Origin of the sequence: Bacillus sp. PPSBB_2 (assembly GCF_045291115.1) — a bacterium.
Classification (GTDB): Bacteria; Bacillota; Bacilli; order Bacillales; family Bacillaceae_G; genus Bacillus_A; species Bacillus_A cereus.
On sequence record NZ_CP147983.1, the window covers coordinates 1,894,538 to 1,916,813 of the forward strand.

The following is a 22,276-nucleotide window of genomic DNA, read 5'->3' on the forward strand; positions in this document are numbered from 1 at the left end:
GTCTAGTGGTAATAAGTCAAGAGTAAAACAAGACTGATTTTTTCTAGGTGCGATTTTTTCAGCATACGGAAATAGACCCGACCAAAAATGAAATTTTTTCGGGCCGTTTCCAAGATTGCGTCAATAACAAAGTGTTATTTTTCTATCACGCTCCTTGGTGGCGTGTAGAGTTGATGGTTACGTAGTAGCGTATCCACCAGACGCACAAATTTTCTTGCGGTTAAGACGATGGCTCTTTTGTGTTGATGTTTGGGTGTTTCTTTGTATTTCTTTTGATAAAATGCTTGATATTCAGGCAAATATCTTCTTACTGAATTGGCAGCCTCAACTAAGTAATAGCGAAGATAACGATTGCCTTGTTTGGTTAAGGGCGTATTTTCAGACTGATAATTTCCAGATTGCTTGATTTTCCAGCTTAATCCGGCATATTTAGCTAGTTTCGTTTGGTCTTCAAATCGTTGGATTTGTCCGATCTCAGCTAGTAATCCAGCAGCATACACTTTTCCAACACCAGGAATACTCGTCAAGCATTGGTATTCTGGTAGGACCATTACGAGCTGTTCAATTGCCTTATCAAGGTCTTTGATACTGGCTTCGAGTGCACGAATTTCGCGAGCAAGAATACTCAGGATAATATTGATGGATTCTTGAGCGACTTCTCCTAAACGATAAGACATAGTAATGGCTCGTTGAATCGTTTTCGCTAATCCTTCTGGATTTTTAAACCGGCCGTTACCTTTTTCTTGAAGCAAAGAGGCGAAATCTGTTAAAGGCATTTGAGCTAATTCTTCTAACCCATAATCTTCTGTCATTAAAGCGATTAAGGTAGCTCCAAATACAGAAGAAGGAGTTTCGCTATTCTTTAACTCACGCGTGAGCGTGTTGCATTTGTAAGTTAAATTTTCGAGAAAATGTTGTTTCGTTTCTACAAGTTGTCCAATTAATTGGTAACGTGTGCGAGTTAAACGTTGAAGAGCCATATATTTCTCTTCTTTAATGGGAGACGTAGTGAATCTTTGGATTCTTAAAAAGTCAGCGATTCGCATCGCATCATTTTTATCTGTTTTATCTTCATCAAATATTCGACTGAATTGCTTGATGCGAAAAGGATTTTCGATGGTAACGACGGTATTTATACGCTTTAATTCTCGATCCTCATTAAAAAATGTAGCAGGATGAAAGCTGTACATAGAAGTTGACTCCATGCCTATGACGATTTGAGAAAACGAGTACACATTTTGAAATTCTAAAATTTTTTGTTTAATTTGATGAGCGCCTTTCACGTCATTTCCGAGACTCGCTTCAAGAAGAATTGTCAATTGGTTATCGTCTGATAAAAAGCACACATCTAGTTTCTCAGAGCTGACATCTAATCCGACAAATAAGTTCATTTGGAAGGACCTCCTTTCATTGGTTATTTGGAATATGCTTCGATACTATGGGATTTCCCAGAAGCTCATTGCGTAACCACAACCTCGCCTACGAGAATACAATGACAACTTTTGGGGGCTACCTTTTGAACTACTATCCAAAAGCCCAATCAGTTATCGAAACAGCTAGTGTGTTGGTAGTGATAGCAATGGCTCGGGTAACAGACTTTTTATCGTAGACAGAGCTACAGGGGAAATGAGCAAATTCCCGATGGATCCTTTCCATACATCCATTGTATCTGGGAAATTCAATAATATCGAAACAAATTCCGTAAGGAATCTTGTTATCTATTTTTTTTAAAATCAGGGTAATTAGAAAGCAGAAATACTGATCTAAACTATATTCTACGAGGGGAATACATTATTGATGGATTTAAAGTTGCGATTACAGTAGCAGCTATGTTAGTCGGTTTCGTTGCTCTTATCGCATTCATTAATGCAGTATTTAAAGGTGTAATCGGTATTTCGTTCCAAGAAATTCTTGGTTATGCATTTGCACCATTTGCATTTATTATGGGTGTACCTTGGCATGAAGCAGTTAATGCCGGAAATATTATGGCAACAAAATTAGTATCAAATGAATTTGTCGCTATGACAGATTTAGCACAAGGAAACTTTAATTTCTCAGATAGAACGACAGCGATTATCTCTGTATTCTTAGTTTCATTTGCAAACTTCTCTTCAATTGGGATTATTGCAGGGGCAGTTAAGAGTTTAAATGAAAAGCAAGGGAATGTAGTCGCAAGATTTGGTTTGAAATTACTATTCGGTGCAACATTAGTAAGTTTCTTATCAGCAACAATCGTTGGCTTACTATTTTAATAGATTCATATAATATAAAAAGGAATGGTGATTGTAATGAGAATGGTAGATATTATTGCAAAAAAACGTGACGGCAAAGAATTAACGACTGAAAAAATCAAATTCTTTATTAATGGATATACAGACGGAAGTATTCCTGATTATCAAGTGAGTGCGCTTGCAATGGCAATCTTCTTTAAAGATATGACAGATCGCGAACGTGCAGATTTAACGATGGCGATGGTTGAGTCTGGAGAAACGATCGACTTATCAGCAATTGAAGGGATTAAAGTAGACAAACATTCAACTGGCGGTGTTGGTGATACAACAACATTAGTATTAGGACCATTAGTTGCTGCTTTAGATGTACCAGTAGCAAAAATGTCTGGTCGTGGTTTAGGACATACGGGCGGAACAATTGATAAATTAGAAGCGGTAGAAGGATTCCACGTTGAAATTACGAAAGAGCAGTTCATTGATATTGTAAACCGTGACAAAGTAGCTGTTATTGGACAAACAGGAAACTTAACACCTGCAGATAAAAAGATTTATGCATTACGCGACGTAACAGGAACTGTTAACTCAATTCCTTTAATCGCAAGTTCAATTATGAGTAAAAAAATTGCAGCTGGTGCTGACGCAATCGTACTTGATGTAAAAACAGGTGCTGGTGCATTTATGAAAACAGAAGAAGATGCAAAAGAATTAGCACATGCAATGGTACGTATCGGAAATAATGTAGGACGTCAAACAATGGCAGTTATTTCAGATATGTCACAACCTCTTGGATTTGCGATTGGTAATGCTCTAGAAGTGAAAGAAGCGATTGATACGTTAAAAGGTGAAGGTCCAGAAGATTTAACAGAATTAGTACTTGTATTAGGAAGTCAAATGGTCGTACTTGCGAAAAAAGCAAATACGTTAGAAGAAGCTCGTGAAATGCTAATTGAAGTGATGAAAAACGGAAAAGCAACTGAGAAATTTAAAGAGTTCTTAAGCAATCAAGGCGGAGATAGCTCAATTGTAGACAATCCAGAAAAAATGCCACAAGCTAAGTATGTAATTGATGTACCTGCAAAAACTTCAGGTGTTATTTCTAACATTGTTGCAGATGAGATTGGTATTGCAGCTATGTTACTTGGTGCAGGTCGTGCAACGAAGGAAGATGAAATCGATTTAGCGGTAGGTTTAATGTTACGTAAAAAAGTTGGCGATGCAGTAAAAGAAGGCGAGCCATTCGTAACAATCTACGCAAATCGTGAAAATGTAGAAGATGTAAAAGCAAAAATTTATGAGAACATCTCTATTGCTGAAACAGCAGTGGCTCCTAAATTAGTTCATACAGTTATTACTGACTAATCATCATTTCATTTACTTTGAGGGGGAAATAATATGGATAAGAAAAAATATATTGAAGAAGCAAACAAGATGTTATCGAAAGCGTATATTCCGTATTCTAAATTTCCTGTTGGCGCAGCGTTAGTTACGAAAGAAGGGAAAATCTATACTGGTTGTAATATAGAAAATGCTTCTTACGGTTTATGTAACTGTGCAGAAAGAACAGCAATATTTAAGGCAGTATCAGAAGGTGAGCGCGATTTTAGTTATTTAGTTATTACAGGAGAAACTGATGGACCTATTTCACCATGTGGTGCGTGTAGACAAGTAATTGCTGAATTCTGTGATCCGAAAATGCCTGTAGTATTAACGAATGTAAAAGGTGATGAAAAAGAAGTGACTGTTGAGCAATTACTTCCAGGTGCTTTCTCAATAGAAGATTTAAAATAAGTTGAAAAGTGAACTGCACCTCCAGTTGTTAGACACGCATAACAATTGGAGGTGCAGTTTTTTTACTTTATATTGCGGTGAATTATTTACTGATATTTTGTCCCCTTTTTCATCAATTTATTATTTTACCACATGTAAAATTTTAAAAATTAAATATTAATGTAGTGTAAGTACAATATAAATTCCCAATTAATATTAAAAGATGATAGGCTATTTTTATAATTGAATTACCTTTCGTACTCTAAAAAACACCCTACCAACAAAGGTTCTCTATCAATATAAAAATCTATACTAATATGGTATAAATTTCATGCTCTATTAAGTATAGAAGGGGTTTATACGATGGGACAATTTCAAAGTAATTTTCAAAGCGCTACACAAATCGCAACGCGAATGAGGGCAGCTTCAGATACAATCCAAAGCGCAACAAATCGTTCTATAAAAAAGGTGACACGTACTACGCTTTCAGTTAATTCAAAAGCACAAGAAGCGAACCAACAAGTTTTAGATTTGACGAAACAATTTTCCACCACCTTTCAACAAGCGGTCGATAACATTCATTCGGTAGCCAAAGAGTTTGAGAGAATGGATCACGAGCTTCACAATACTTTCCGCTAATATGACCACCTTCGTAAAGATAAAACGGTAGGAGGAAAAAAATGGATTGAGATATCAAAAACCAAATTAAACAGTTAAATCAAAAATTACGAAGTGTATTTGAAGAACAGGACCGAAATTAATCCGCGCTTCGAACTCAGGAACAAGCGGAAGCTGATTTTCACGAATTGAAAAATCGAAGCAACCGCTTATTTAACCGTATTTTAGAAACTTGGCACAATGATAAAGAGTTATCTCATTTCTTTATAAATATCCGTCAAGAAGCACAACACATTGAGCGAAAACTTACATTGAATGCAAAAGATTGGAGTACATGGCCGGGGCACCCTAAATACGGTAATGTTCCGGAAATTATAAGACTAGAAATGTTAGAACGTGAAGCAGTGGCTAGAGAAGCTTTGAAAAAATCAATAAAAGAGAGGTTACAATCCATTGAAAACAATAGTTAAAAATATAGGTGGTAAAAAGATAATAGCTACAGCAGAAGAACATTTAGGCCCCCAGATAGAAAAGTTATTGTATTTGCTAACTAAAGTAGAAGATAACAAATTAGTTGATAGATTTTCTATGCAAGTTGGTTGGTCTATTTTTGTTCTATCCAAACGTGAAGATGGGTATCATATTATTGCCCCAGATTATACAAAAAATCCATTTAAGGATACTACAGATGATCTAACAATTGCTTTATGGGTGCAATTAGAACAAGTACATTGTTTACGTCAGTTAAATATTGACGGTGAAACAATAAAGTTTAGCGATAAAATAGTGACTTCAAAAAATGTGTTACAACTAGATGAGGTTTATTTACAAAGAGCTAGGGATTGTGACAAAGGTGATTCTGGTTGGTATATCGGTCCTGTCGATGAAACAGAAGAAACTGACGGTGAATTAGAAGTATATTACGCATATCAGCTACTAAAAATTAGACCTTCAATTATTCAAGTTTTAGCCTTACCTTATGAATATCTGGTAGTTTTTGAGAAAGATAAAATCAAAGCCATTTTAGATGATAATGATGTCGATGTTTGGAATGGAGTTACAAACTAAGATTAGTTAAGTTCTAAAATAATTGAGAGGGCTTAACCGCATGAACTCAAAAATCCCGGAAATTTTAGGAATATTAGACGGTTATGAGAAAAGGGTAATTTTAGTAATTATAGAAACTGAAGCAATGGTTTAAATTAAGCTAGAAACTTACAGGATGGAAAATAATCAATAATGAATAAATTATAAAAGAGCATCCCACCATTAAAAACTGAACTGCACCCCAATTGTTAGACACAGTCTAACAATTGGGGTGCAGTTTTTCTATGGTTAAATTCACAACTGATGAAAAAATATACATCGTTCAACGTTATTTGAACGGAAATGAAAGTTACCGAGAAATTAGTAAAGCTATTGGTATAAGAGACACCGTAATTTTGAAATGGGAAAACCAATATAAACAAAATGGCTTTTTATTTGAAAATAGGATGTAATATTTTATTCATATTCCGTTCATAAACTTTCCGTAAAATGATTGCAGCGAATATAGAAAGTTTACAACAGGAGGAATAGAATGAAGAAATTATATAATGCGGCATTTATTTACTTAATTATTGGTTTATTATCAGGTGTATTTGCAAGAGAGTATACGAAAGCACAAGGAATTAAAGGATCCACAATGTTGCAATTAGTGCATACACATGTATTAGTGCTCGGTTTTGTATTCTTTTTAATTGCTTTAGCTTTATGTAAAGTGTTTCATGTACAAGAAACAAAGAGCTTTTGTGCATGGTTTGTTGTTTATAATGTAGGAGTAATCTTTACTATTGCTACAATGCTATGGAGAGGTCTTCTACAAGTAAATGGAACTGACTTTTACGGTTTAAGCCATATGGCTGGATTAGGTCATGTTATTATAAGTATCGGGCTCGTTTGGTTTATGATTTTGCTAAAAAAGTCATTTAAATAGATAGGAGTGGGAAAGTATGATAGCACTTTTATCAAGTGTCGTAGCAGTTTGTATGGCTGTTGGGGTAATGTTTCTACGTTTTAAAGCAGCGAAAAAGCCGGTAACGAAAAAGAAAATTATATTGCCGCCAATTTTTATGAGTACAGACGGGATGATGTACTTTTTACCAGAGTTTCGATTAACATCGTTAGAAATAGTCGAGGCAATTAGTATAGGGCTTATCTTTTCTATTTTTCTTATTAAAACAACTAAGTTCGAAATAAAAGGCGAACATATATTTATGAAACCGTCAAAAGCATTCATATTTATTTTAGTAGGCTTATTAGCTGTACGCGTGGCATTAAAGTCATATTTAAGCCAATCAATTGATTTGGCAGAGTTAAGCGGAATGTTTTTCTTACTTGCATTTGCGATGATTGTGTCGTGGAGAATTGCGATGTATCGCTCGTTTACTAAATTAGAAAAGACAATAAACAGAGCTGGAATTTCTATATAGGAAATCCAGCTCTGTTTATGTTTTATTAAAATTCTTTAGCGCGGAACTCATTTGCTTAATTTTAAACGTATTTGAGCATCTTGTAATGTGGCTGGTGTAACGTTAAGACCATTTTGATCAACAATTTTTGTGTTTAATAAAATGGAATCTAAGCTTCCACGAAATGTTTGTGTATAGTTTTGACGCAACATTTGTTGTTCTTGTTTTTCATCAACTGTTAATCCAGTTGCTTTTTCTTTTTTTGACAATTCGTTAATACGGAATAAAATATTTTTCATTTGTTTCACCTCTAGTTAGATTTAATTACATTAGCTACTTACTAATGTATAGTTATTTTAACCTATCTTTTAATAAGTGTCAATGTCTATAAAATGCCTTGTTTTGTAAGTGTATGGGGTGAGAGAGAATGTAAATGACTACTAATACTTGAAATAGAAAAGATGTTAATATACAATACTGTGGTAGGGTATATTAAGTTGTTGTTTTACATTATGAAAGCAATAAGCAAAAAGGAGTATGTAATAATGAATGCAGTAATTTCAAAGAAAGAAACAATCATCTCATATACGATTGCTATTTTATTTATTTTAGCTATGGTAATAGCTGGTGTGTTATTAAATGATCCAGAAGTCATTTTGCCGGAAATAGCGGCGATGGCAATTGCTTTATGGGCGTATCGTGAGCCAGGATGGTTAAGACAACCAGAAAAAATTTTTATTGCACCGTCAATAACAGCTGTAATCGGTTTTATGGTGAATCAAATGGATATAGCCTATTTAGGGAAAGTAAGCTTAACGCTTGTATTCATGATGCTGTTTTTGCGTGTAATTCAATCCAACTTAGCACCATCAGTTGCGACAGGTTTATTACCATTAGTAACAAATGCGACGGAATGGTCATTTGTTATCGCGGTCTGCGCTTTAACATTTATATTAATGGTTGGTGTACTTATATTTAAATTGAACAGTGGTCTGGAGCGAAAAGTGAATATACAGTATAAGTATATGATTGTATTTCTAATACTAAACTTTGTGTGGATCAGTTTATGTTGGATAACTGGTTATGAACAATTAGCAGTTATTCCACCAATATTAGTTGTCGTGTATGAATCACTTCAAAAGCCGATGTACAATGAAAAAATGGCTTTTAAACAAATAGTCGTATTAACTGCATCTGCAACTGTTGGAACGGTATTGTACTTTGCGATTGATTCATGGATTGTAGTCACTTTATTAAATATGATATTAATGCTTATTTTATTAAAAATTGTTGGTGTACGTATTCCGGCAGCGTATGCATTTCCATTATTGCCGCTCGTATTTCCAGATGAAATGATAAAAATGTTACCAGTAGCTTCATTTGTTGCGGGAGTATTTTTATTTGGTGCAGTACTACTGTATAAAAAGTGGGAGATGAAGCAAAAGGGCATGGCAATGTAGATAGAGTATAGATAACTTTTAATTAGTAAAATAAATAGACACTCACAGGTGTCTATTTATTTTATGAAAAATTTAGCTTAATTCATTTAAGTTAAGAACAAGCTCTGATACTTTAGAGAAAAATGGAGAATGATCAGCTTCTAAAGTAATAATTTTCTTGCAAGGTGTTTCTGTATTCATTCGGCGCTGAAAATCAATTGGAATCGCTCTATCTAGAGTCGTTTCAATATAAATGCGATCTATGGCTCCAAAGTTTTCTTCAGATATTTTCAGCTCTTGTTGGAATGGTCCTAGTGGTTGAGGACGCATTTGTTTAAAAGAAGTTTCTATAATCGCTTCGTCTTCTATAGCATTTAAAAATGTTTGTTCAATTAGATTAGGTATAAGTTCAGCAGTTAAGTCATTCTCATTTATAGTGAATTGCGGGCCGTCTTCTCCGTCTAATTTACTACCAAGACTTTCTCCGTTTTGTGGTAAGAAGGCACAAAGATATACTAATTTATCGATTTTATTTGGTATAAGTTCAGCAGTTTGAGTGATAATGATTCCACCCATACTATGTCCAACTAGAATAACCTGTTCATTTTGTTGATTTATAACTTCCGTTACGGCACTAACATAGGAATCTAACGTAATATTTTGAGAAGGAGTCATATCTTTTCCGCTTCCAGGTAAATCTAGTGTAACAACTGTGTGACCTAAAGCCTCTAATTCAGGTTTAACTAATTCCCATGCCCATTCGCCTTGCCATGCTCCGTGTACTAAAATGTAAGTACTCATTTAATCAACACTCCTCTAGGGTATATAAGTTTCATCTATTTGCAATATTGATGATGTATACTCAGTATAAATGAAGTGGTTTCATAAATATAATGAAGGTTATTTATAGATGATATAAATATATTTTATATAAGGAGAACAGAATGAATGTTTTTGATTTTAAAGTCTTTACATATGTGGCTCGTTTAAATAGCATTAGTCTGGCAGCGAAGGAATTACATATGACACAGCCAGCAATAACACATATTATTAATAAATTAGAGAAACGATATGCTATAACGTTATTTGATCGCTCTAGACAAGGAACGATTCTAACTGAAAATGGCAAAGAATTTTTAGTTGGTGTGAATCGACTTCTAATGGAGTATGAAAAACTTGAGGAAACAGCTTTCCAGTTGAAGAATAAAAGCTTGTATAAAATTGTACTAGCTACGTATCCTTCCGTTACTGTATATTGTTTGGCGGAGTGTATTCAACTAGGGAATATTGATCATAGTCAATATGTACTTGCAGTTCGAGAAGGAAGCTATCAAGAAGTGTTAGATTGGCTATCATCAGGTAGTGCAGATTTTTCTATTTCTATAAAAGAAAATTTAATACAAGGATTTCATTATGATGTCATTGGTGAAGATCCGTATGTTATGGTTTCTTCAAAAAAAGTTCCGCCTAACCTTACTATTAATGATATAAAAAATTATCCTTTTATTATGCCGCTTTCTGGTTGCAAAGAAGTGCTCGAACCGTATTTGATGAAAAATGAAATAACAGTTAATAAAGTGATGGAGTCAGAATCAATTAGTTCAGCATTAGCACTTACTATACAAGTTAATGGCATAACAATCGTTCCGTTATCAGGACTACATAAGCAAATTATTCATGACTTCATTGTACAGCCGATAGAAATTACAATTCCACGACAACTTATTATGCAATGGTCACCTAAAAAAGAGAATGACCCGCTGTTTCTCGCGTTTGTTAAGAATTTATTAGCTCAACTACAGCAAAAGAAAAAATGAATATAATATTACAAAAGATAAGCTCATTTCACTAGAGCTTATCTTTTGTATGTATTACCAATAAAGAGCAGTATCATAAAATCCAATTAAAATAAGGAGAAAGCCAGCTATACGCTGAATGCTATTTCCTATTTTCCTGCTCTTCTTTAGTAATGCCCCGTTTAATCCCAGATAGGAGATGAAGGACATTAATACGACGATAGGAAGAGCAGTTCCTATCGAAAAGAACGTTGGAAACAAGTACCCGTAATTAAATGATAAAGATAAAGGGATTAACGTTCCAAAAAATAGAACGAACATAGTCGGACAAAAAGCTAAGGAAAAGAAGAATCCGAGTAAAAATGAACCAACTTCATTTTGATTTCGTATAAATTTAATCGAGAAGAAATATCTTCTTTTTATAATACCTGACAACAGTAGCCCCATTAAAATTAATAGGGGTCCCATCATTTTTCGTAACCATGGAAAATACAAAGTCAATATTTGCTGAATCTCTTTTCCTAAAAACCATACTAATAGTCCAAGCGTCGTAAAAGCCATTATTTTTCCTAAAATGAATAAAAGTATATGTTTCCATACATGTTCCTTTTGTAAAGATTGGTTGCTATAAAGTGTAATAGCACTAATGTTTCCTGTTAATTGGCAAGGAGCAAGGGTACCTACTATGCCTAATAAAAACGAAAATAAAAGAGGTACAGATTTCGTAGCATTCGCGGCAGCCATTAAAGGAGACATGAGTTGATAGCTCCATTCACTAATTGTTGAAAACACGTTATATTCACCTTTCTACTTAAATTGGAATGTTCCTTCATTAGCAATCTGCTTCCACGTATTACCCTCATCTGTAGAGAGGAATACATTTGATTTCATTGTAGCAAATACGATTTCGGCTGAATTTTGAGGGTTTTGTGAAATATACATAATTGCATCTTTAGAATCTAAAGGTGGAATTTGTATGTTTGTTTCTTCATTTGTAGCAATTGATTTCTTCGTTACGATTTGCTTATTAATAGGGGCGTAAATAACATCTTCATTACTTAATGTAATTGCGGTCGATTCAAGTGATTTAGAGAATAGTTCAAATGTATTTCCGTAATCTGTAGATAAGTAAACACCATCTTTAGTACTTACCGCGACTAAACTAGATTGATCTGGATGTACTGAAAAGGAGTGGATTGCACTTGAAAGCCCCTTCAATTTACTAGTTTTCCATTCTTGTCCATTGTTCGTACTGAAGTAAAAACCTTGTTGCAATTTAGAATTTGGACGTTCATTGTATAAATAAATTGTTTCCGTATTATATCCGACAGCAAGGTTATGAAAATCAGATTCTCCATAAAAAGCTAGCTTTTCGAGAGTATTACCACCATCAGAACTTTTCATTAATCCTAAAGGATTTTTTAAATTTGCTCCTGGTTCAGGATGACCGCTGGCAAAGAACCCGTTCTTCGTTGCCTGAAAGCCCATATAATCATGTAGTCCAGTTTTAGTTTCAAGCCATTTGCCATTTTGATAAACTTTTATCCCGCTATGAGTGGCGATAGAAACCCCAGACATATTTCCTGCATAGCCAATTCCGTGAATGTGCTCGATTTTTCCGGATGTAATTTCTTTATAGAAGTCTTGCGGACTCGTATTTGCTGTTTCTATATTTTTTGGTTGAGATTGCGCCGTTTCTTTTTTCACTGGTGCTGTTTCGACGTTGCTAGAACATCCTGAAATTATTAATAAAGAAGTAATTGCTAACCCTGTTGCTACATAATGTTTCAAAGTTATGGCTCCTTTCCTATATATGAGATTTTAAGTATATGGAATAAATATCAAGAAATTGTGGAGTGGTATGCATAATTTAGCGTGGAAGAGGCCCGAGTAATGAAAATTCTCCTTTCGCTATGAGTATAATTAATTGACGAAAAATTATAACAATAATAGAATGAATTGTATTGATGATTAGTTTCACAAGCATACATAGAACACTAGGGGGATTATTATGAAATCAACATTTTTTGCTCAAAATAGAGAACGATTAGCAAACACATTACCAGAGGGATCTATTACGATATTATTTGCGGGACAAGCACCGCATATGTCAGCTGATGCACATTATAAATTTGTACCGAATCGTAATTTTTACTACTTAACGGGAATCGATGAACCAAATGTTATTTTTATGCTGAAAAAGGTTGGAAGTAGTGTTGAAGAAACACTTTTCATTGAAAAGTCAGATCCAGTAATGGAAAAATGGGTCGGTAAAACAGTTTCTAACGAAGAAGCAGAGAAAATTTCAGGTATAAAGAAAGTTGTATATTTAGATAGCTTTGAAAAGACAATGTCAAATATACTTTTTACAGAAAATGCGAAGCATCTATATTTAGATATAGAACGTCGTGATTGGAATGGTACGGAGACAAAAACATTAGCATTTGCTAAACATGTAAGAGAAAAATACCCACACGTAACAATTGGTAATGTATATCCGAACATTTGTGAATTACGAGTATTTAAAACAGAGGAAGAAATTGAAATTATTAAAGAAGCGATTACTGTAACGAAAGATGGTATTTACAATGTGTTAAAAAATGCAAAAGCAGGCATGATGGAGTATGAATTAGAAGCTCAATTTGATTTTACACTGAAATCATCTGGCATTAAGCACCATGCGTTCAATACAATTTTGGCGAGTGGGAAAAATGCTACAGTTCTTCATTATGAAGATAATGATGCACAAATTCAAAATGGTGACTTAGTATTACTAGATTTAGGTGCTCAAAAAGACTACTATAACGCTGATATTAGTTATACATTCCCGGCAAATGGAACATTTTCTAGTCGTCAAAAACAAATTTATAATATTGTATTAAAAGCATTAAAAGAAACAACAGCACTTATTAAGCCAGGATTAAAGTTCGCTGCATTAAATGAGCATACAAAAAAAGTACTGGCAGAAGAGTGTAAAGCAATTGGTTTAATTCAAGAAGATGAAGAGTTATCAAAATACTATTATCATGGTGTCAGCCATTTCCTTGGTTTAGATACACATGATGTAGGAACATATAAAGATAGAGTGTTAGAAGAAGGTATGGTTATAACAATTGAACCTGGTCTTTATATTGAAGGAGAATCAATTGGAATTCGTATTGAAGATGACATTCTTGTAACGAAAGACGGGTATGAAAACTTGTCAAAAGATATCATTAGGGAAGTTGAAGAAATTGAAGAATTTATGAGTGTAAATAATGAACATGTAAAAGGAAACCAAGCTGTAGTTAAATAATAAAAGAGTCATCACTAATTTATTTGAACTTTATCTCGAATCGTGGACAATTAAAAAATCCATGATTCGGGATAGGGTTCTTTTCTTCGAAATACTAATCTTTAATTATTAATCCTAATAAAGTAGCAAACTGAACAGCTTGATATGTTGATACTTTACATCCTCTTAAATCGTTCACTGAAACTGTAAGTGTATCAAAGGTAGAAGAACTAATATCTATCCCCTTCAGTGATGTCTGATCAAAATTAGCTTCATCAAGACTACATAATTGGAATTCAACTTTTTTAAGTTTACAGTCAAAAAAATCTGCATTATTTAATGAAGTTTCATTGAAGATGATTTTTTCTAGTTTGGAATTTCCAAATGCCGCTAAATTCAAAATTGAATTCTCAAATTTAACATTTCCTAAGCTAGATTCTGTGAAATTTACTCCGATTAATTTACTGTTTTTAAATTCGACTCTGTGAACAGAAGAATTGCTTAAATTAACATTTGATAGATCACAGTTTTCAAAACAAACATCTGTAATATCAATATTGCTAAAGTCTGTATTAGTAAACTTACAGTTTTTTATCACCGCATCATATAATCGCACTCTATCTACAGATTCATTTTCGAAAGTGGAGTCTATAATTTCACACACTTCCAATGTTGGATCTTCTTCATAAAAAATATCTTGAAAATTCTTTGAAGATAACTCTGGTGAAATTTTTGGTCTATCAATTTTCATCGTATATCAATCCTCTTCTATTTGATATATTTGTGTAATTTGAGTCCATTGTTTCCTTGTGAGGAACATTAGTTCTTATTATACAAAAATCTAAGTTCTTTTGTGAAGAGCATTTTAGCTACATTTTTCTTATTTAATAATAGCAGTGTTATTGTTTCTTAAGAAATAACGTCAAAATAAATATGAGAACGGCTAATATAGTCGCTACAAGGGAAGTATTTTATACTTTTAAAATATTCGCCTCTTGTAATGTCTCCGCTTTTAGTAATCTTCCAATTAGCTTACGTATTATCTAATTACATCTCCTTATTTTCTTGAAAATCAAGTTCTATAATGATTTTGAAAAAGAAAAAGGAGGGATTTTCCATGAAGCGATTTGTATTAACAGCTGTTACGGTCTCTGTAATATTTTTAATTGCTGCATGTTCTTTGGCCACAAATACAACAAATGATCATAAAAATATGAAAGATAAAAAAACAATACAGGCTGAAACAGCTACAAAACCATTGAAGGTTGAAAAAGGACCAGAAGTTACTTTAGTAGCGAAAGAAGAAAAGCAAAAGTTAGGTAACGGTGTTATTGTTCCAGTCTGGACATTTAATGGCTCATCACCTGGTCCAGAAATTCGGGTGAAAAAAGGTGAAAAGGTGAAAGTGACATTAAAAAATGAGTTATCTGCACCAGTATCTATTCATTGGCATGGATATCCTGTCCCAAATAACATGGATGGAATTCCAGGCGTGACACAAGATGCAGTTGAACCAGGAAAAAGTTTCACTTACGAATTTGAAGCGAACGTACCAGGAACGTACTGGTATCACTCGCATCAAGATTCTGTAAATCAATTAGATAGAGGTTTGTATGGAGCGCTCATTGTAGAAGATACAAAGGAAAAATATGATAAAGATTACACATTAATGTTGGATGAATGGGTTACAGATAAAGAAGAAATGAATAAGCAGTTAAAAGAAATGACAAAAGGGCAAATAGGTAATAAATCTAAAGGTAATGAAAATGAGGAAAAGAATGATGATAAGAACGGCATGGCTCATTCTGGTATGGACATGGGCAGTGATCAAAAAGACTCTGGCAATATGGCGGGAATGGACCATGGAAATATGAAGATGGAAGGTCATGATATGAGTATGTATGATTTATTCACAATCAATGGAAAAAGCGGTGATTTAGTAGTGCCATTGAAAGTGAATAAGGGAGATAAAGTTCGTCTTCGACTCGTTAATGCTGGTTATCTATCACATGATATACATGTTCACGGTCATGATATAAAAGTAATTGCGACAGATGGTCAACCAATAAATGATCCAAAAGTTATAAAGGATAAAGTAATTTCAATCGCACTGGGTGAACGTTATGATATTGAATTTACTGCTAATAAAACTGGGAAATGGTATGTTGAAGACCATTCGAAAAATAAAGGTGCAAAAGGAATGAAAGCTGTTATTGAATATGATGGCAGCAAAGAGATGAAAGATAAAGCAGACGAAAAAGAAAAATTACCGAAAGTAGATATCATGAAATATGGTACTAAAAAATTAGGAAGTTTCCCGTTAAATCAAGAGTATACTGCCACATATAATATGGACTTAAATACGCAAATGAATGGAAATGAAATGGTATATACAATTAACGGAAAGGTATTTCCGGATATTGACCCAATTCAAGTAAAAAAGGGTGATTTAGTAAAAGTGAAGTTGGTAAATCGTTCTAAAATGGATGATCACCCAATGCATTTACATGGTCATTTCTTCCAGGTGTTGAGTAAAGATGGAAAACCGATAGAAGGTTCTCCGATTGTTAAAGACACATTGAATTTGAGGCCAGGAGAAGAATATGAAGTAGCCTTTGTAGCAGACAATCCTGGTGAGTGGATGTTCCACTGTCATGATTTACACCATGCTTCAGCTGGGATGGTAACAGAAGTAAAATATACAGATTACAAATCGGATTATGTTCCAAACCGAAACATTCCTAATAAGCCAGAGTAATATTAAGCAGTTATCCTATGGATAGCTGCTTATTCATTTTTGTTGCAAGTACTAATGTATATGTTGGTTATGCCCAGGTGAAGGTGCAGGAGTATGATCTGGGAATGTCGTAAATACGGCAACGATAATTACTACACTAATTGAAAGTAATAACAAAAAACGCTGTTGGATAAAAGTAGAAAAGTTCTCCGATAACAATTGAATCACACAGGACATAGTAATCGTTATAGTAAGTAAAAGGCTAATGAACAATATACTATGAGCTTGTTGAGCGTTTAACATTTCTGTAATCATTGCTCCCATCATACTTGCCATTAATCCAGAGAACATTCCTTCTAAAGCAGTATATAGGTGAAAACGTAGACCGATTAAGAAACCGATAAAACCACTAATTAAAATAGCAAGCAAAGTAGAATATAGTAATTCCCCCTTAAAGAGAATGCCTAAGTAAAAACCAATACTTAAACCAATACTCATACTAAAAGACATAATAAATACCATATACTCCATTAGGGTACCCTTACGTTTAGAAATATAGGATGTAATAAGAATCGAAGTACAGCAAAGTGTTAAGGTAGTTAACGTATAAGCAAACATTATGATACCTCCTTGTCCTATCGTTCATTTCATCATATGTTTATATGGAGGGTACTTATGCTTATTAATATCTGCATATTATCTGCACAATTTCATAGATGTAAGCAAAGGAACGCTTGATTTTTTAGGGCGTCTTTTTTAATTATAAGCATGTGAAAGAAATTGTTATATTATGAGTTTCTATTGTGAAGCCATAAAGAATAAGCGTATAATATTATAGGTCTCCCATTTGCGAGACAAACCGCGAATGATAAATAAGATTGTTGTTTTATCATCGCTTCTAAACATATAGACAATGAAAGTAACACTGGAATACAGATAGGGAGTTATAAAATGAAATTAATTATTGCCGAGAAACCAGATCAAGGGTTGGCTCTTGTTTCACAGTTTAAATATCGCCGGAAAGATGGATATTTAGAAGTAGAAGCGAATGAGTTATTTCCAAATGGAGCGTACTGTACATGGGCAATTGGTCATTTGACGCAGTTATGTAATCCAGAGCATTATCACGCAGAGTGGAAAAAATGGTCACTTGATACGTTACCGATGATTCCTGAACGATTTCAATTTGAAGTAACAAAGTCAAAGTATAAGCAATTTAACGTTGTGAAACAGCTGTTACATAATCCACAGGTAACAGAAATCATTCACGCAGGAGATGCTGGGCGTGAAGGGGAACTGATCGTACGAAATATTATTAATCTTTGTAACGTGCAAAAGCCGATGAAACGTCTATGGATTTCATCTTTAACGAAGCAAGCTATTTACCAAGGATTTAAAAATCTACTTGATGAATCAGATACAATTAATACGTATTACGAAGCATACACAAGATCTTGCGCTGACTGGGTTGTTGGTATGAATGCATCACGTGTCTTTAGTATTTTGTTAAAGAAAAAAGGAATGAATGATGTATTTTCTGCTGGTCGTGTCCAAACACCAACGTTAGCATTGATTGTAAAGCGAGAGAAAGAAATTGAAAACTTTAAGTCAGAGCCTTTCTGGGAAGTGTTTGCAACCTTTAATATAGAAGGAAAGAAATATGACGGGAAATGGGAAAAGGATAATGAATCCCGTTTAAAAGACCCTGATATGGCGAATAAAATTGCGGCATTTTGCCAAGGGAAACCGGCTGTTGTGAAGGAAATGAAAACGGAGCGTAAAGAGTTTCAGCCGCCGCTTTTATTTAACTTATCATCACTGCAAGCAACGGCAAATAAAGCCTTTAAGTTTTCACCGAAAAAGACGCTTGATATAACGCAAGCACTATATCAAAAAGGGATTGTTTCTTATCCACGTTCAGATTCTAACTATGTTACACAAGGAGAAGCAGCGACGTTCCCTGATATTTTACAGAAGTTAAGTCAGTTTGATGAATATAAAGGCTTATTACCGGCTCCGGTTGAATCCATTATGAATAACAAGCGTTATGTAAATGAAAAGAAAGTAACAGATCACTACGCAATTATTCCGACAGAGCAAGTTACAAACCCAAGCAGACTATCAGGTGATGAAAAGAAAATATACGATATGATCGTAAGAAGGCTTATTGCAGCTCATTATGAAGTTGCAATCTTTGACTATACAACAATCATTACGCTTGTAGATGAACGTGCTGAATTCATTTCAAAAGGAAAACAGCAAATTCAAGAAGGTTGGCGTAAAGTTATTTTCCAAGACGATAAAGATGACGAAACCATTCTTCCAATTGTAGCTGAAGGCGAAGAAGGAAAAGTTGTAAAGGTGAAAGTGAAAGAAGGAAAAACACAGCCACCGAAGCGCTATACAGAAGGACAACTTATTACGTTAATGAAAACAGCTGGTAAGTATTTAGAGAATGAAGAGCTGGAGAAAGTATTAAAGAAAACAGAAGGTTTAGGTACGGAAGCGACTCGCGCAGGTATTATTACGATGCTGAAAGACCGTAAGTATATAGATGTAAAGAAAAACCAAGTGTATGCGACTGATAAAGGAAAAGTATTAATTACCGCAATTGGTGACAAAATACTAGCTTCACCAGAAATGACTGCGAAATGGGAACAACGTCTTGCGGAAATTGGTGAAGGTACAGCTTCACCAGCTACATTTATGGAACAGACGAAAAAGCTATCAGCTAAAATTATTGAAGATGCAGTGGAAATGTCAGAGAAATGGGACTTTACTGGATTGCATGTTGAATCGATTGAGCGAAAAGGATCGAAATTTACAACAGGTAAAAAGGTTGGTAGCTGTAAAAAATGTGATGGCGATGTAATTGATAAGTCAACGTTTTACGGCTGTTCTAATTACAACACGACACAATGTGACTTTACCATCTCGAAGAAAATATTAAGTAAAACAATTTCGCAAAAGAATATGACAAAGCTATTAAAAGGTGAAAAGACCGATTTAATTAAAGGCTTTAAAAAGGGCGAGAAAACATTTGATGCGAAGTTAGAGTGGAAAGATAATAAGATTAATTTTGTGTTTGAGAATTAAGTTGTTTTAACAAATAAAAATATGATAATTAAAAAATATCCTATAGAATAGACGCTTAAAAAAGTCTATTCTATAGGATATTTTTTTGAATAAGTAGTACTATATATTTTTGTTTGAAATGAAATATACAATAAAAAAATCTTTATAATTGATAATAATTTATTGTAAAACAATAAATTGTGTATTAAAATCATTATCATAATAAATCAGTGAGATGCTTTTTATAGAAAGGTAACAAAGCTGTTTTTTATTAGAGGAGGTAAAATTATGAACAATCAAAATTTGATTATCGAAAATATGGATAACCCTCATGAGTTGGAGAAGATGTATAGAAAAGATCCGAAAGCTTTTAAAAAATCATTCTCACAAGCATGGGACCAAAATCCTGATTCCCAGGTTCTAGCTGCTTGGTATGAAAGGTTGCATTTCAAGGAGAAGGTAAATAAAGAAAAAACATCTTTGTTTCAAAAAGGTTTCTTATTCATGGGCCTTTTAGCTATTCTGGCCGGCATAAGCACTAGAATCATTTTCCACTTTGTTGAGCAGGAAGCAATTGCTCCAATTAATTTGGCTTTTGGTGTAATTCCCTTTATTGCTGCTTATTTTGTTTACAATAATACTCCGAAAAAAAGTATTATTTATTCCCTTGCAGCGTTGTTCCTAATTTCCGGGTATTATCTTAATACGTTGCCAGTAAATTATAAAGACAGTACCATACTTGCGTATTTACATCTTCCTATATTTTTATGGGGCTTAGTAGGGCTTGCATTTACAGGAAATGAATATTCAAAAGGCAGTACAAGATTAGCCTATATTAAATTTAATTTAGAATATTGTCTTCTCTACGGGAGCATGGCAGTGAGCGGAATGATACTTGCGGTATTCACCATGCGTTTATTTAGCTTTGTTGACTTAGATATAGGAGAATTCTATTTTAGTAATGTTGTTTTATTTGGAGCAGCGGCTCTCGCTATTGTGACTGCATACTTAGTATCAATGAATCTTAAGCTTGCTAAAAATATTACACCATACATATCTAAAATTTTTAGTCCTCTCGTCCTGATTACCTTGCTTATCTATCTTATAACGGTAATTTGGGTCGGAAAAAATCCATTCTTGGATCGCAATTTCCTAATGGCCTTCAACGGAATACTGCTTGGCGTATTGGCTGTTACTATATTTTCTATCGTTGAGAGTGACTCGGACGAGAAAAAGAACATTTCAGATTATATAAATTTTTCCTTAATTGTTCTGGCGCTTATTATTGACACTGTCGCATTGTCAGCCATAGTATTCAGACTTTCTTCTTACGGGATTACACCTAATAGACTTGCTGTTTTAGGTGTAAACATACTGGTCTGGGCAAATTTAATTTGGATTATGTTTTCCTATATGCGTTTCTTGCAAAATAAATCAGGACCAAAAGCTATCCAAGATGCCGTTACGAAGTATTTGCCAATATACGGACTTTGGGCAGCTTTCGTTATATTTACGTTTCCTATCATTTTTAATTAGAAAGGATCTGTTAATGTAACGAAAAGTTAATTCTCTATAGCATATAAAATTTTTAGAGCCGATCAATTTATAATTGGTATTATTACGTTTGTAGTTTCGGTAATTTCATTTGTATTGATAAATAAGAAGTAAGTGTTGTATGTAATCTTTCCATAATAAAAAACGTCCCAAAATGGGACGTTTTTTATTATGCATATTGCCGTTTTTTCTTAATAAGCAACAAAACTTGTGACACACAAGCTAGTACCGGTAACTCAATCAATGGTCCAATAACGAGTGCAAGTGCGATAAGAGGTTCGTCTGGAAAAGCGGTCACAGCGATAGCGAGTGCAACAGGTGAGTTTCTTGCTAACGTTGTTAAGCTTAGACTTACTGTATCTTTGTAAGATAAATGCATCATGCGCCCGATAAATTGTCCTAGTAAAAAATTAATGATGAAGAACAATAGAACAGGAACGAGTAATAATAAAACGACATTCATATTTTGCAGTAAATATTTACCTTGTGATGCAAACATCGCTACTATTGCTAAACTTAAAAATATAATTTGAGCAGAGCTGAAAAACGGAATGAGTTTATTCTCGAGAGTTTCAGCTTTTTTCATTTTATTCATAATGAACTTTGTAGCGTGTGCAAGTATAAATGGTAAGACGATTACGATAACAATACTTTCTACTAAAACAGAAATCGCTACAGTTTTCATGACACCAGCAAATAAAAATAAATAAATGGGAAGGAGCAGTACTTGCAAAATTAAATTTACAGGTAAAATTGCAGTAGAAAGTGCTACATTACCTTTCGCTATTTCAGTAAAGATTAAGTACCAATCTGTACATGGAGTAACCATTAACATTATAAATCCAACCCAAAGTGCTGGATGATCGGAAAGAAATAGTGCTCCTAACCCCCAAGCGAGTAAAGGTGTCCATAAGAAGTTAATAGTAAGACTTGTTCCAGCAAATTTTAAATTGCGAAATCCGTTTTTTATTTCTTTTAATGGAATGCTGAGGAATAATCCATATAGCATGAAAAATAAGAAGGGGACAATAAATTTGTCTGAATACGTATGTATCATATTAAATTGTCCGAGTACGATGCCGCATGTAACAGCAAAAAGAATAATAAAAGTTTGAATCTTTTCTATAGTGCTCATGAATAAATCCTTTCTATATATGAATTTTCCTCTCAAAGTTTATTATACAAGTAATAAAGATGTATTTGGTGTTCAATTGTATTTTAGTTAATATTTTTAAATTGAGATTTTATTTTTTATTAAAAGTTACTTGAATAAAGTAAGTGACTATATTACAATCACTTACATAAGGTAATTAAATAACAAAAAGTTGTGATAGC

General features: G+C 33.8%; 20 protein-coding genes and 3 pseudogenes. 15 read left to right on the forward strand and 8 right to left on the reverse strand.

The genetic code is table 11. From position 1 onward, the window contains the following. Window positions 1–134: 134 nt before the first annotated feature. Window positions 135–1,391, reverse strand: a complete 1,257-nt coding sequence (locus tag V6946_RS09505) for an IS110 family transposase (RefSeq protein ID WP_256426878.1) — start codon at window positions 1,389–1,391, stop codon at window positions 135–137. A 390-nt stretch (window positions 1,392–1,781) separates the two neighbouring features. Between V6946_RS09505 and V6946_RS09510 the strand changes: the two are divergent. From V6946_RS09510 to V6946_RS09550, 9 genes and pseudogenes are all read left to right on the forward strand, one after another. Beyond that, window positions 1,782–2,252, forward strand: a pseudogene (locus V6946_RS09510) (nucleoside transporter C-terminal domain-containing protein); the annotation flags it as partial. A 36-nt stretch (window positions 2,253–2,288) separates the two neighbouring features. Further along, the gene (locus V6946_RS09515) at window positions 2,289–3,590 is read left to right on the forward strand and encodes a pyrimidine-nucleoside phosphorylase (RefSeq protein ID WP_366981772.1); all 1,302 of its coding nucleotides are present in this window, start codon (window positions 2,289–2,291) and stop codon (window positions 3,588–3,590) included. A 33-nt stretch (window positions 3,591–3,623) separates the two neighbouring features. Then, window positions 3,624–4,019, forward strand: a complete 396-nt coding sequence (locus V6946_RS09520; protein WP_366981773.1) for a cytidine deaminase — start codon at window positions 3,624–3,626, stop codon at window positions 4,017–4,019. A 342-nt stretch (window positions 4,020–4,361) separates the two neighbouring features. After that, window positions 4,362–4,637: a TIGR04197 family type VII secretion effector gene (locus V6946_RS09525; RefSeq protein WP_006919948.1), complete on the forward strand. Its 276-nt coding sequence runs from the start codon at window positions 4,362–4,364 to the stop codon at window positions 4,635–4,637. 53 nt (window positions 4,638–4,690) lie between these two features. Then, window positions 4,691–4,942 (forward strand): annotated as a pseudogene (locus V6946_RS09530) (DUF3958 family protein); the annotation flags it as partial. A 127-nt stretch (window positions 4,943–5,069) separates the two neighbouring features. Next, complete coding sequence (locus V6946_RS09535; RefSeq protein WP_006919945.1) at window positions 5,070–5,684, forward strand: hypothetical protein; 615 nt, start codon at window positions 5,070–5,072, stop codon at window positions 5,682–5,684. Between the two features lie 263 nt (window positions 5,685–5,947). Next, a pseudogene (locus V6946_RS09540) lies at window positions 5,948–6,091 on the forward strand (transposase); the annotation flags it as partial. 104 nt (window positions 6,092–6,195) lie between these two features. After that, complete coding sequence (locus tag V6946_RS09545) at window positions 6,196–6,591, forward strand: DUF2871 domain-containing protein (RefSeq protein ID WP_000737876.1); 396 nt, start codon at window positions 6,196–6,198, stop codon at window positions 6,589–6,591. A gap of 16 nt (window positions 6,592–6,607) precedes the next feature. Beyond that, window positions 6,608–7,087 carry a CcdC family protein gene (locus V6946_RS09550; protein ID WP_006919943.1) on the forward strand — a complete coding sequence of 160 codons (480 nt, stop codon included), beginning with the start codon at window positions 6,608–6,610 and terminating at the stop codon, window positions 7,085–7,087. Window positions 7,088–7,134: 47 nt separating this feature from the next. Here the strand turns inward: V6946_RS09550 and V6946_RS09555 are convergent, their stop codons facing one another. Continuing rightward, window positions 7,135–7,365, reverse strand: a complete 231-nt coding sequence (locus tag V6946_RS09555; protein WP_255181965.1) for a DUF896 domain-containing protein — start codon at window positions 7,363–7,365, stop codon at window positions 7,135–7,137. Between the two features lie 246 nt (window positions 7,366–7,611). Between V6946_RS09555 and V6946_RS09560 the strand changes: the two genes are divergently transcribed. Next, window positions 7,612–8,526 carry a hypothetical protein gene (locus V6946_RS09560; protein WP_006919940.1) on the forward strand — a complete coding sequence of 305 codons (915 nt, stop codon included), beginning with the start codon at window positions 7,612–7,614 and terminating at the stop codon, window positions 8,524–8,526. A 72-nt stretch (window positions 8,527–8,598) separates the two neighbouring features. On the opposite strand, the gene V6946_RS09565 is transcribed toward V6946_RS09560, so the two are convergent. Further along, complete coding sequence (locus tag V6946_RS09565) at window positions 8,599–9,306, reverse strand: alpha/beta fold hydrolase (RefSeq protein ID WP_000109162.1); 708 nt, start codon at window positions 9,304–9,306, stop codon at window positions 8,599–8,601. A gap of 143 nt (window positions 9,307–9,449) precedes the next feature. Here V6946_RS09565 and V6946_RS09570 point away from each other — a divergent pair, with 143 nt between their 5' ends. Further along, the gene (locus V6946_RS09570) at window positions 9,450–10,322 is read left to right on the forward strand and encodes a LysR family transcriptional regulator (RefSeq protein WP_001100328.1); all 873 of its coding nucleotides are present in this window, start codon (window positions 9,450–9,452) and stop codon (window positions 10,320–10,322) included. Between the two features lie 54 nt (window positions 10,323–10,376). Here the strand turns inward: V6946_RS09570 and V6946_RS09575 are convergent, their stop codons facing one another. Beyond that, window positions 10,377–11,093: a sulfite exporter TauE/SafE family protein gene (locus tag V6946_RS09575; RefSeq protein ID WP_006919937.1), complete on the reverse strand. Its 717-nt coding sequence runs from the start codon at window positions 11,091–11,093 to the stop codon at window positions 10,377–10,379. 15 nt (window positions 11,094–11,108) lie between these two features. Further along, window positions 11,109–12,092 (reverse strand): F510_1955 family glycosylhydrolase, encoded by a 984-nt coding sequence (locus V6946_RS09580; protein WP_006919936.1) that lies wholly within the window; start codon window positions 12,090–12,092, stop codon window positions 11,109–11,111. Between the two features lie 220 nt (window positions 12,093–12,312). Here V6946_RS09580 and V6946_RS09585 point away from each other — a divergent pair, with 220 nt between their 5' ends. Further along, complete coding sequence (locus tag V6946_RS09585; protein WP_366981776.1) at window positions 12,313–13,596, forward strand: aminopeptidase P family protein; 1,284 nt, start codon at window positions 12,313–12,315, stop codon at window positions 13,594–13,596. Window positions 13,597–13,690: 94 nt separating this feature from the next. On the opposite strand, the gene V6946_RS09590 is transcribed toward V6946_RS09585, so the two are convergent. Next, on the reverse strand, window positions 13,691–14,326 hold the full coding sequence (locus tag V6946_RS09590) for a pentapeptide repeat-containing protein (RefSeq protein ID WP_000687270.1): 636 nt from the start codon (window positions 14,324–14,326) through the stop codon (window positions 13,691–13,693). 366 nt (window positions 14,327–14,692) lie between these two features. Between V6946_RS09590 and V6946_RS09595 the strand changes: the two genes are divergently transcribed. Then, on the forward strand, window positions 14,693–16,333 hold the full coding sequence (locus V6946_RS09595) for a multicopper oxidase family protein (RefSeq protein ID WP_006919935.1): 1,641 nt from the start codon (window positions 14,693–14,695) through the stop codon (window positions 16,331–16,333). Window positions 16,334–16,384: 51 nt separating this feature from the next. Here V6946_RS09595 and V6946_RS09600 read toward each other — a convergent pair whose 3' ends face one another. Further along, complete coding sequence (locus tag V6946_RS09600) at window positions 16,385–16,930, reverse strand: hypothetical protein (RefSeq protein WP_000458541.1); 546 nt, start codon at window positions 16,928–16,930, stop codon at window positions 16,385–16,387. Window positions 16,931–17,263: 333 nt separating this feature from the next. Between V6946_RS09600 and topB the strand changes: the two genes are divergently transcribed. Continuing rightward, window positions 17,264–19,408, forward strand: a complete 2,145-nt coding sequence (gene topB / locus V6946_RS09605) for a DNA topoisomerase III (RefSeq protein WP_000766734.1) — start codon at window positions 17,264–17,266, stop codon at window positions 19,406–19,408. Between the two features lie 267 nt (window positions 19,409–19,675). Beyond that, the gene (locus V6946_RS09610; protein ID WP_006922049.1) at window positions 19,676–20,923 is read left to right on the forward strand and encodes a DUF4153 domain-containing protein; all 1,248 of its coding nucleotides are present in this window, start codon (window positions 19,676–19,678) and stop codon (window positions 20,921–20,923) included. A 187-nt stretch (window positions 20,924–21,110) separates the two neighbouring features. On the opposite strand, the gene V6946_RS09615 is transcribed toward V6946_RS09610, so the two are convergent. Continuing rightward, window positions 21,111–22,076, reverse strand: coding sequence for an arsenic resistance protein (locus V6946_RS09615; protein ID WP_006922051.1), 966 nt, complete (start codon window positions 22,074–22,076; stop codon window positions 21,111–21,113). Window positions 22,077–22,276 lie beyond the last annotated feature (200 nt).

Coding starts and splice junctions, on each gene's coding strand:
- V6946_RS09585 (WP_366981776.1), top strand. CDS start 12,313: ATGAAATCAACATTTTTTGCTCAAAATAGAGAACGATTAGCAAACACA.
- V6946_RS09550 (WP_006919943.1), top strand. CDS start 6,608: ATGATAGCACTTTTATCAAGTGTCGTAGCAGTTTGTATGGCTGTTGGG.
- V6946_RS09555 (WP_255181965.1), bottom strand. CDS start 7,365: ATGAAAAATATTTTATTCCGTATTAACGAATTGTCAAAAAAAGAAAAA.
- topB (WP_000766734.1), top strand. CDS start 17,264: ATGAAATTAATTATTGCCGAGAAACCAGATCAAGGGTTGGCTCTTGTT.
- V6946_RS09560 (WP_006919940.1), top strand. CDS start 7,612: ATGAATGCAGTAATTTCAAAGAAAGAAACAATCATCTCATATACGATT.
- V6946_RS09515 (WP_366981772.1), top strand. CDS start 2,289: ATGAGAATGGTAGATATTATTGCAAAAAAACGTGACGGCAAAGAATTA.
- V6946_RS09610 (WP_006922049.1), top strand. CDS start 19,676: ATGAACAATCAAAATTTGATTATCGAAAATATGGATAACCCTCATGAG.
- V6946_RS09615 (WP_006922051.1), bottom strand. CDS start 22,076: ATGAGCACTATAGAAAAGATTCAAACTTTTATTATTCTTTTTGCTGTT.
- V6946_RS09520 (WP_366981773.1), top strand. CDS start 3,624: ATGGATAAGAAAAAATATATTGAAGAAGCAAACAAGATGTTATCGAAA.
- V6946_RS09505 (WP_256426878.1), bottom strand. CDS start 1,391: ATGAACTTATTTGTCGGATTAGATGTCAGCTCTGAGAAACTAGATGTG.
- V6946_RS09600 (WP_000458541.1), bottom strand. CDS start 16,930: ATGTTTGCTTATACGTTAACTACCTTAACACTTTGCTGTACTTCGATT.
- V6946_RS09570 (WP_001100328.1), top strand. CDS start 9,450: ATGAATGTTTTTGATTTTAAAGTCTTTACATATGTGGCTCGTTTAAAT.
- V6946_RS09590 (WP_000687270.1), bottom strand. CDS start 14,326: ATGAAAATTGATAGACCAAAAATTTCACCAGAGTTATCTTCAAAGAAT.
- V6946_RS09595 (WP_006919935.1), top strand. CDS start 14,693: ATGAAGCGATTTGTATTAACAGCTGTTACGGTCTCTGTAATATTTTTA.
- V6946_RS09545 (WP_000737876.1), top strand. CDS start 6,196: ATGAAGAAATTATATAATGCGGCATTTATTTACTTAATTATTGGTTTA.
- V6946_RS09565 (WP_000109162.1), bottom strand. CDS start 9,306: ATGAGTACTTACATTTTAGTACACGGAGCATGGCAAGGCGAATGGGCA.
- V6946_RS09525 (WP_006919948.1), top strand. CDS start 4,362: ATGGGACAATTTCAAAGTAATTTTCAAAGCGCTACACAAATCGCAACG.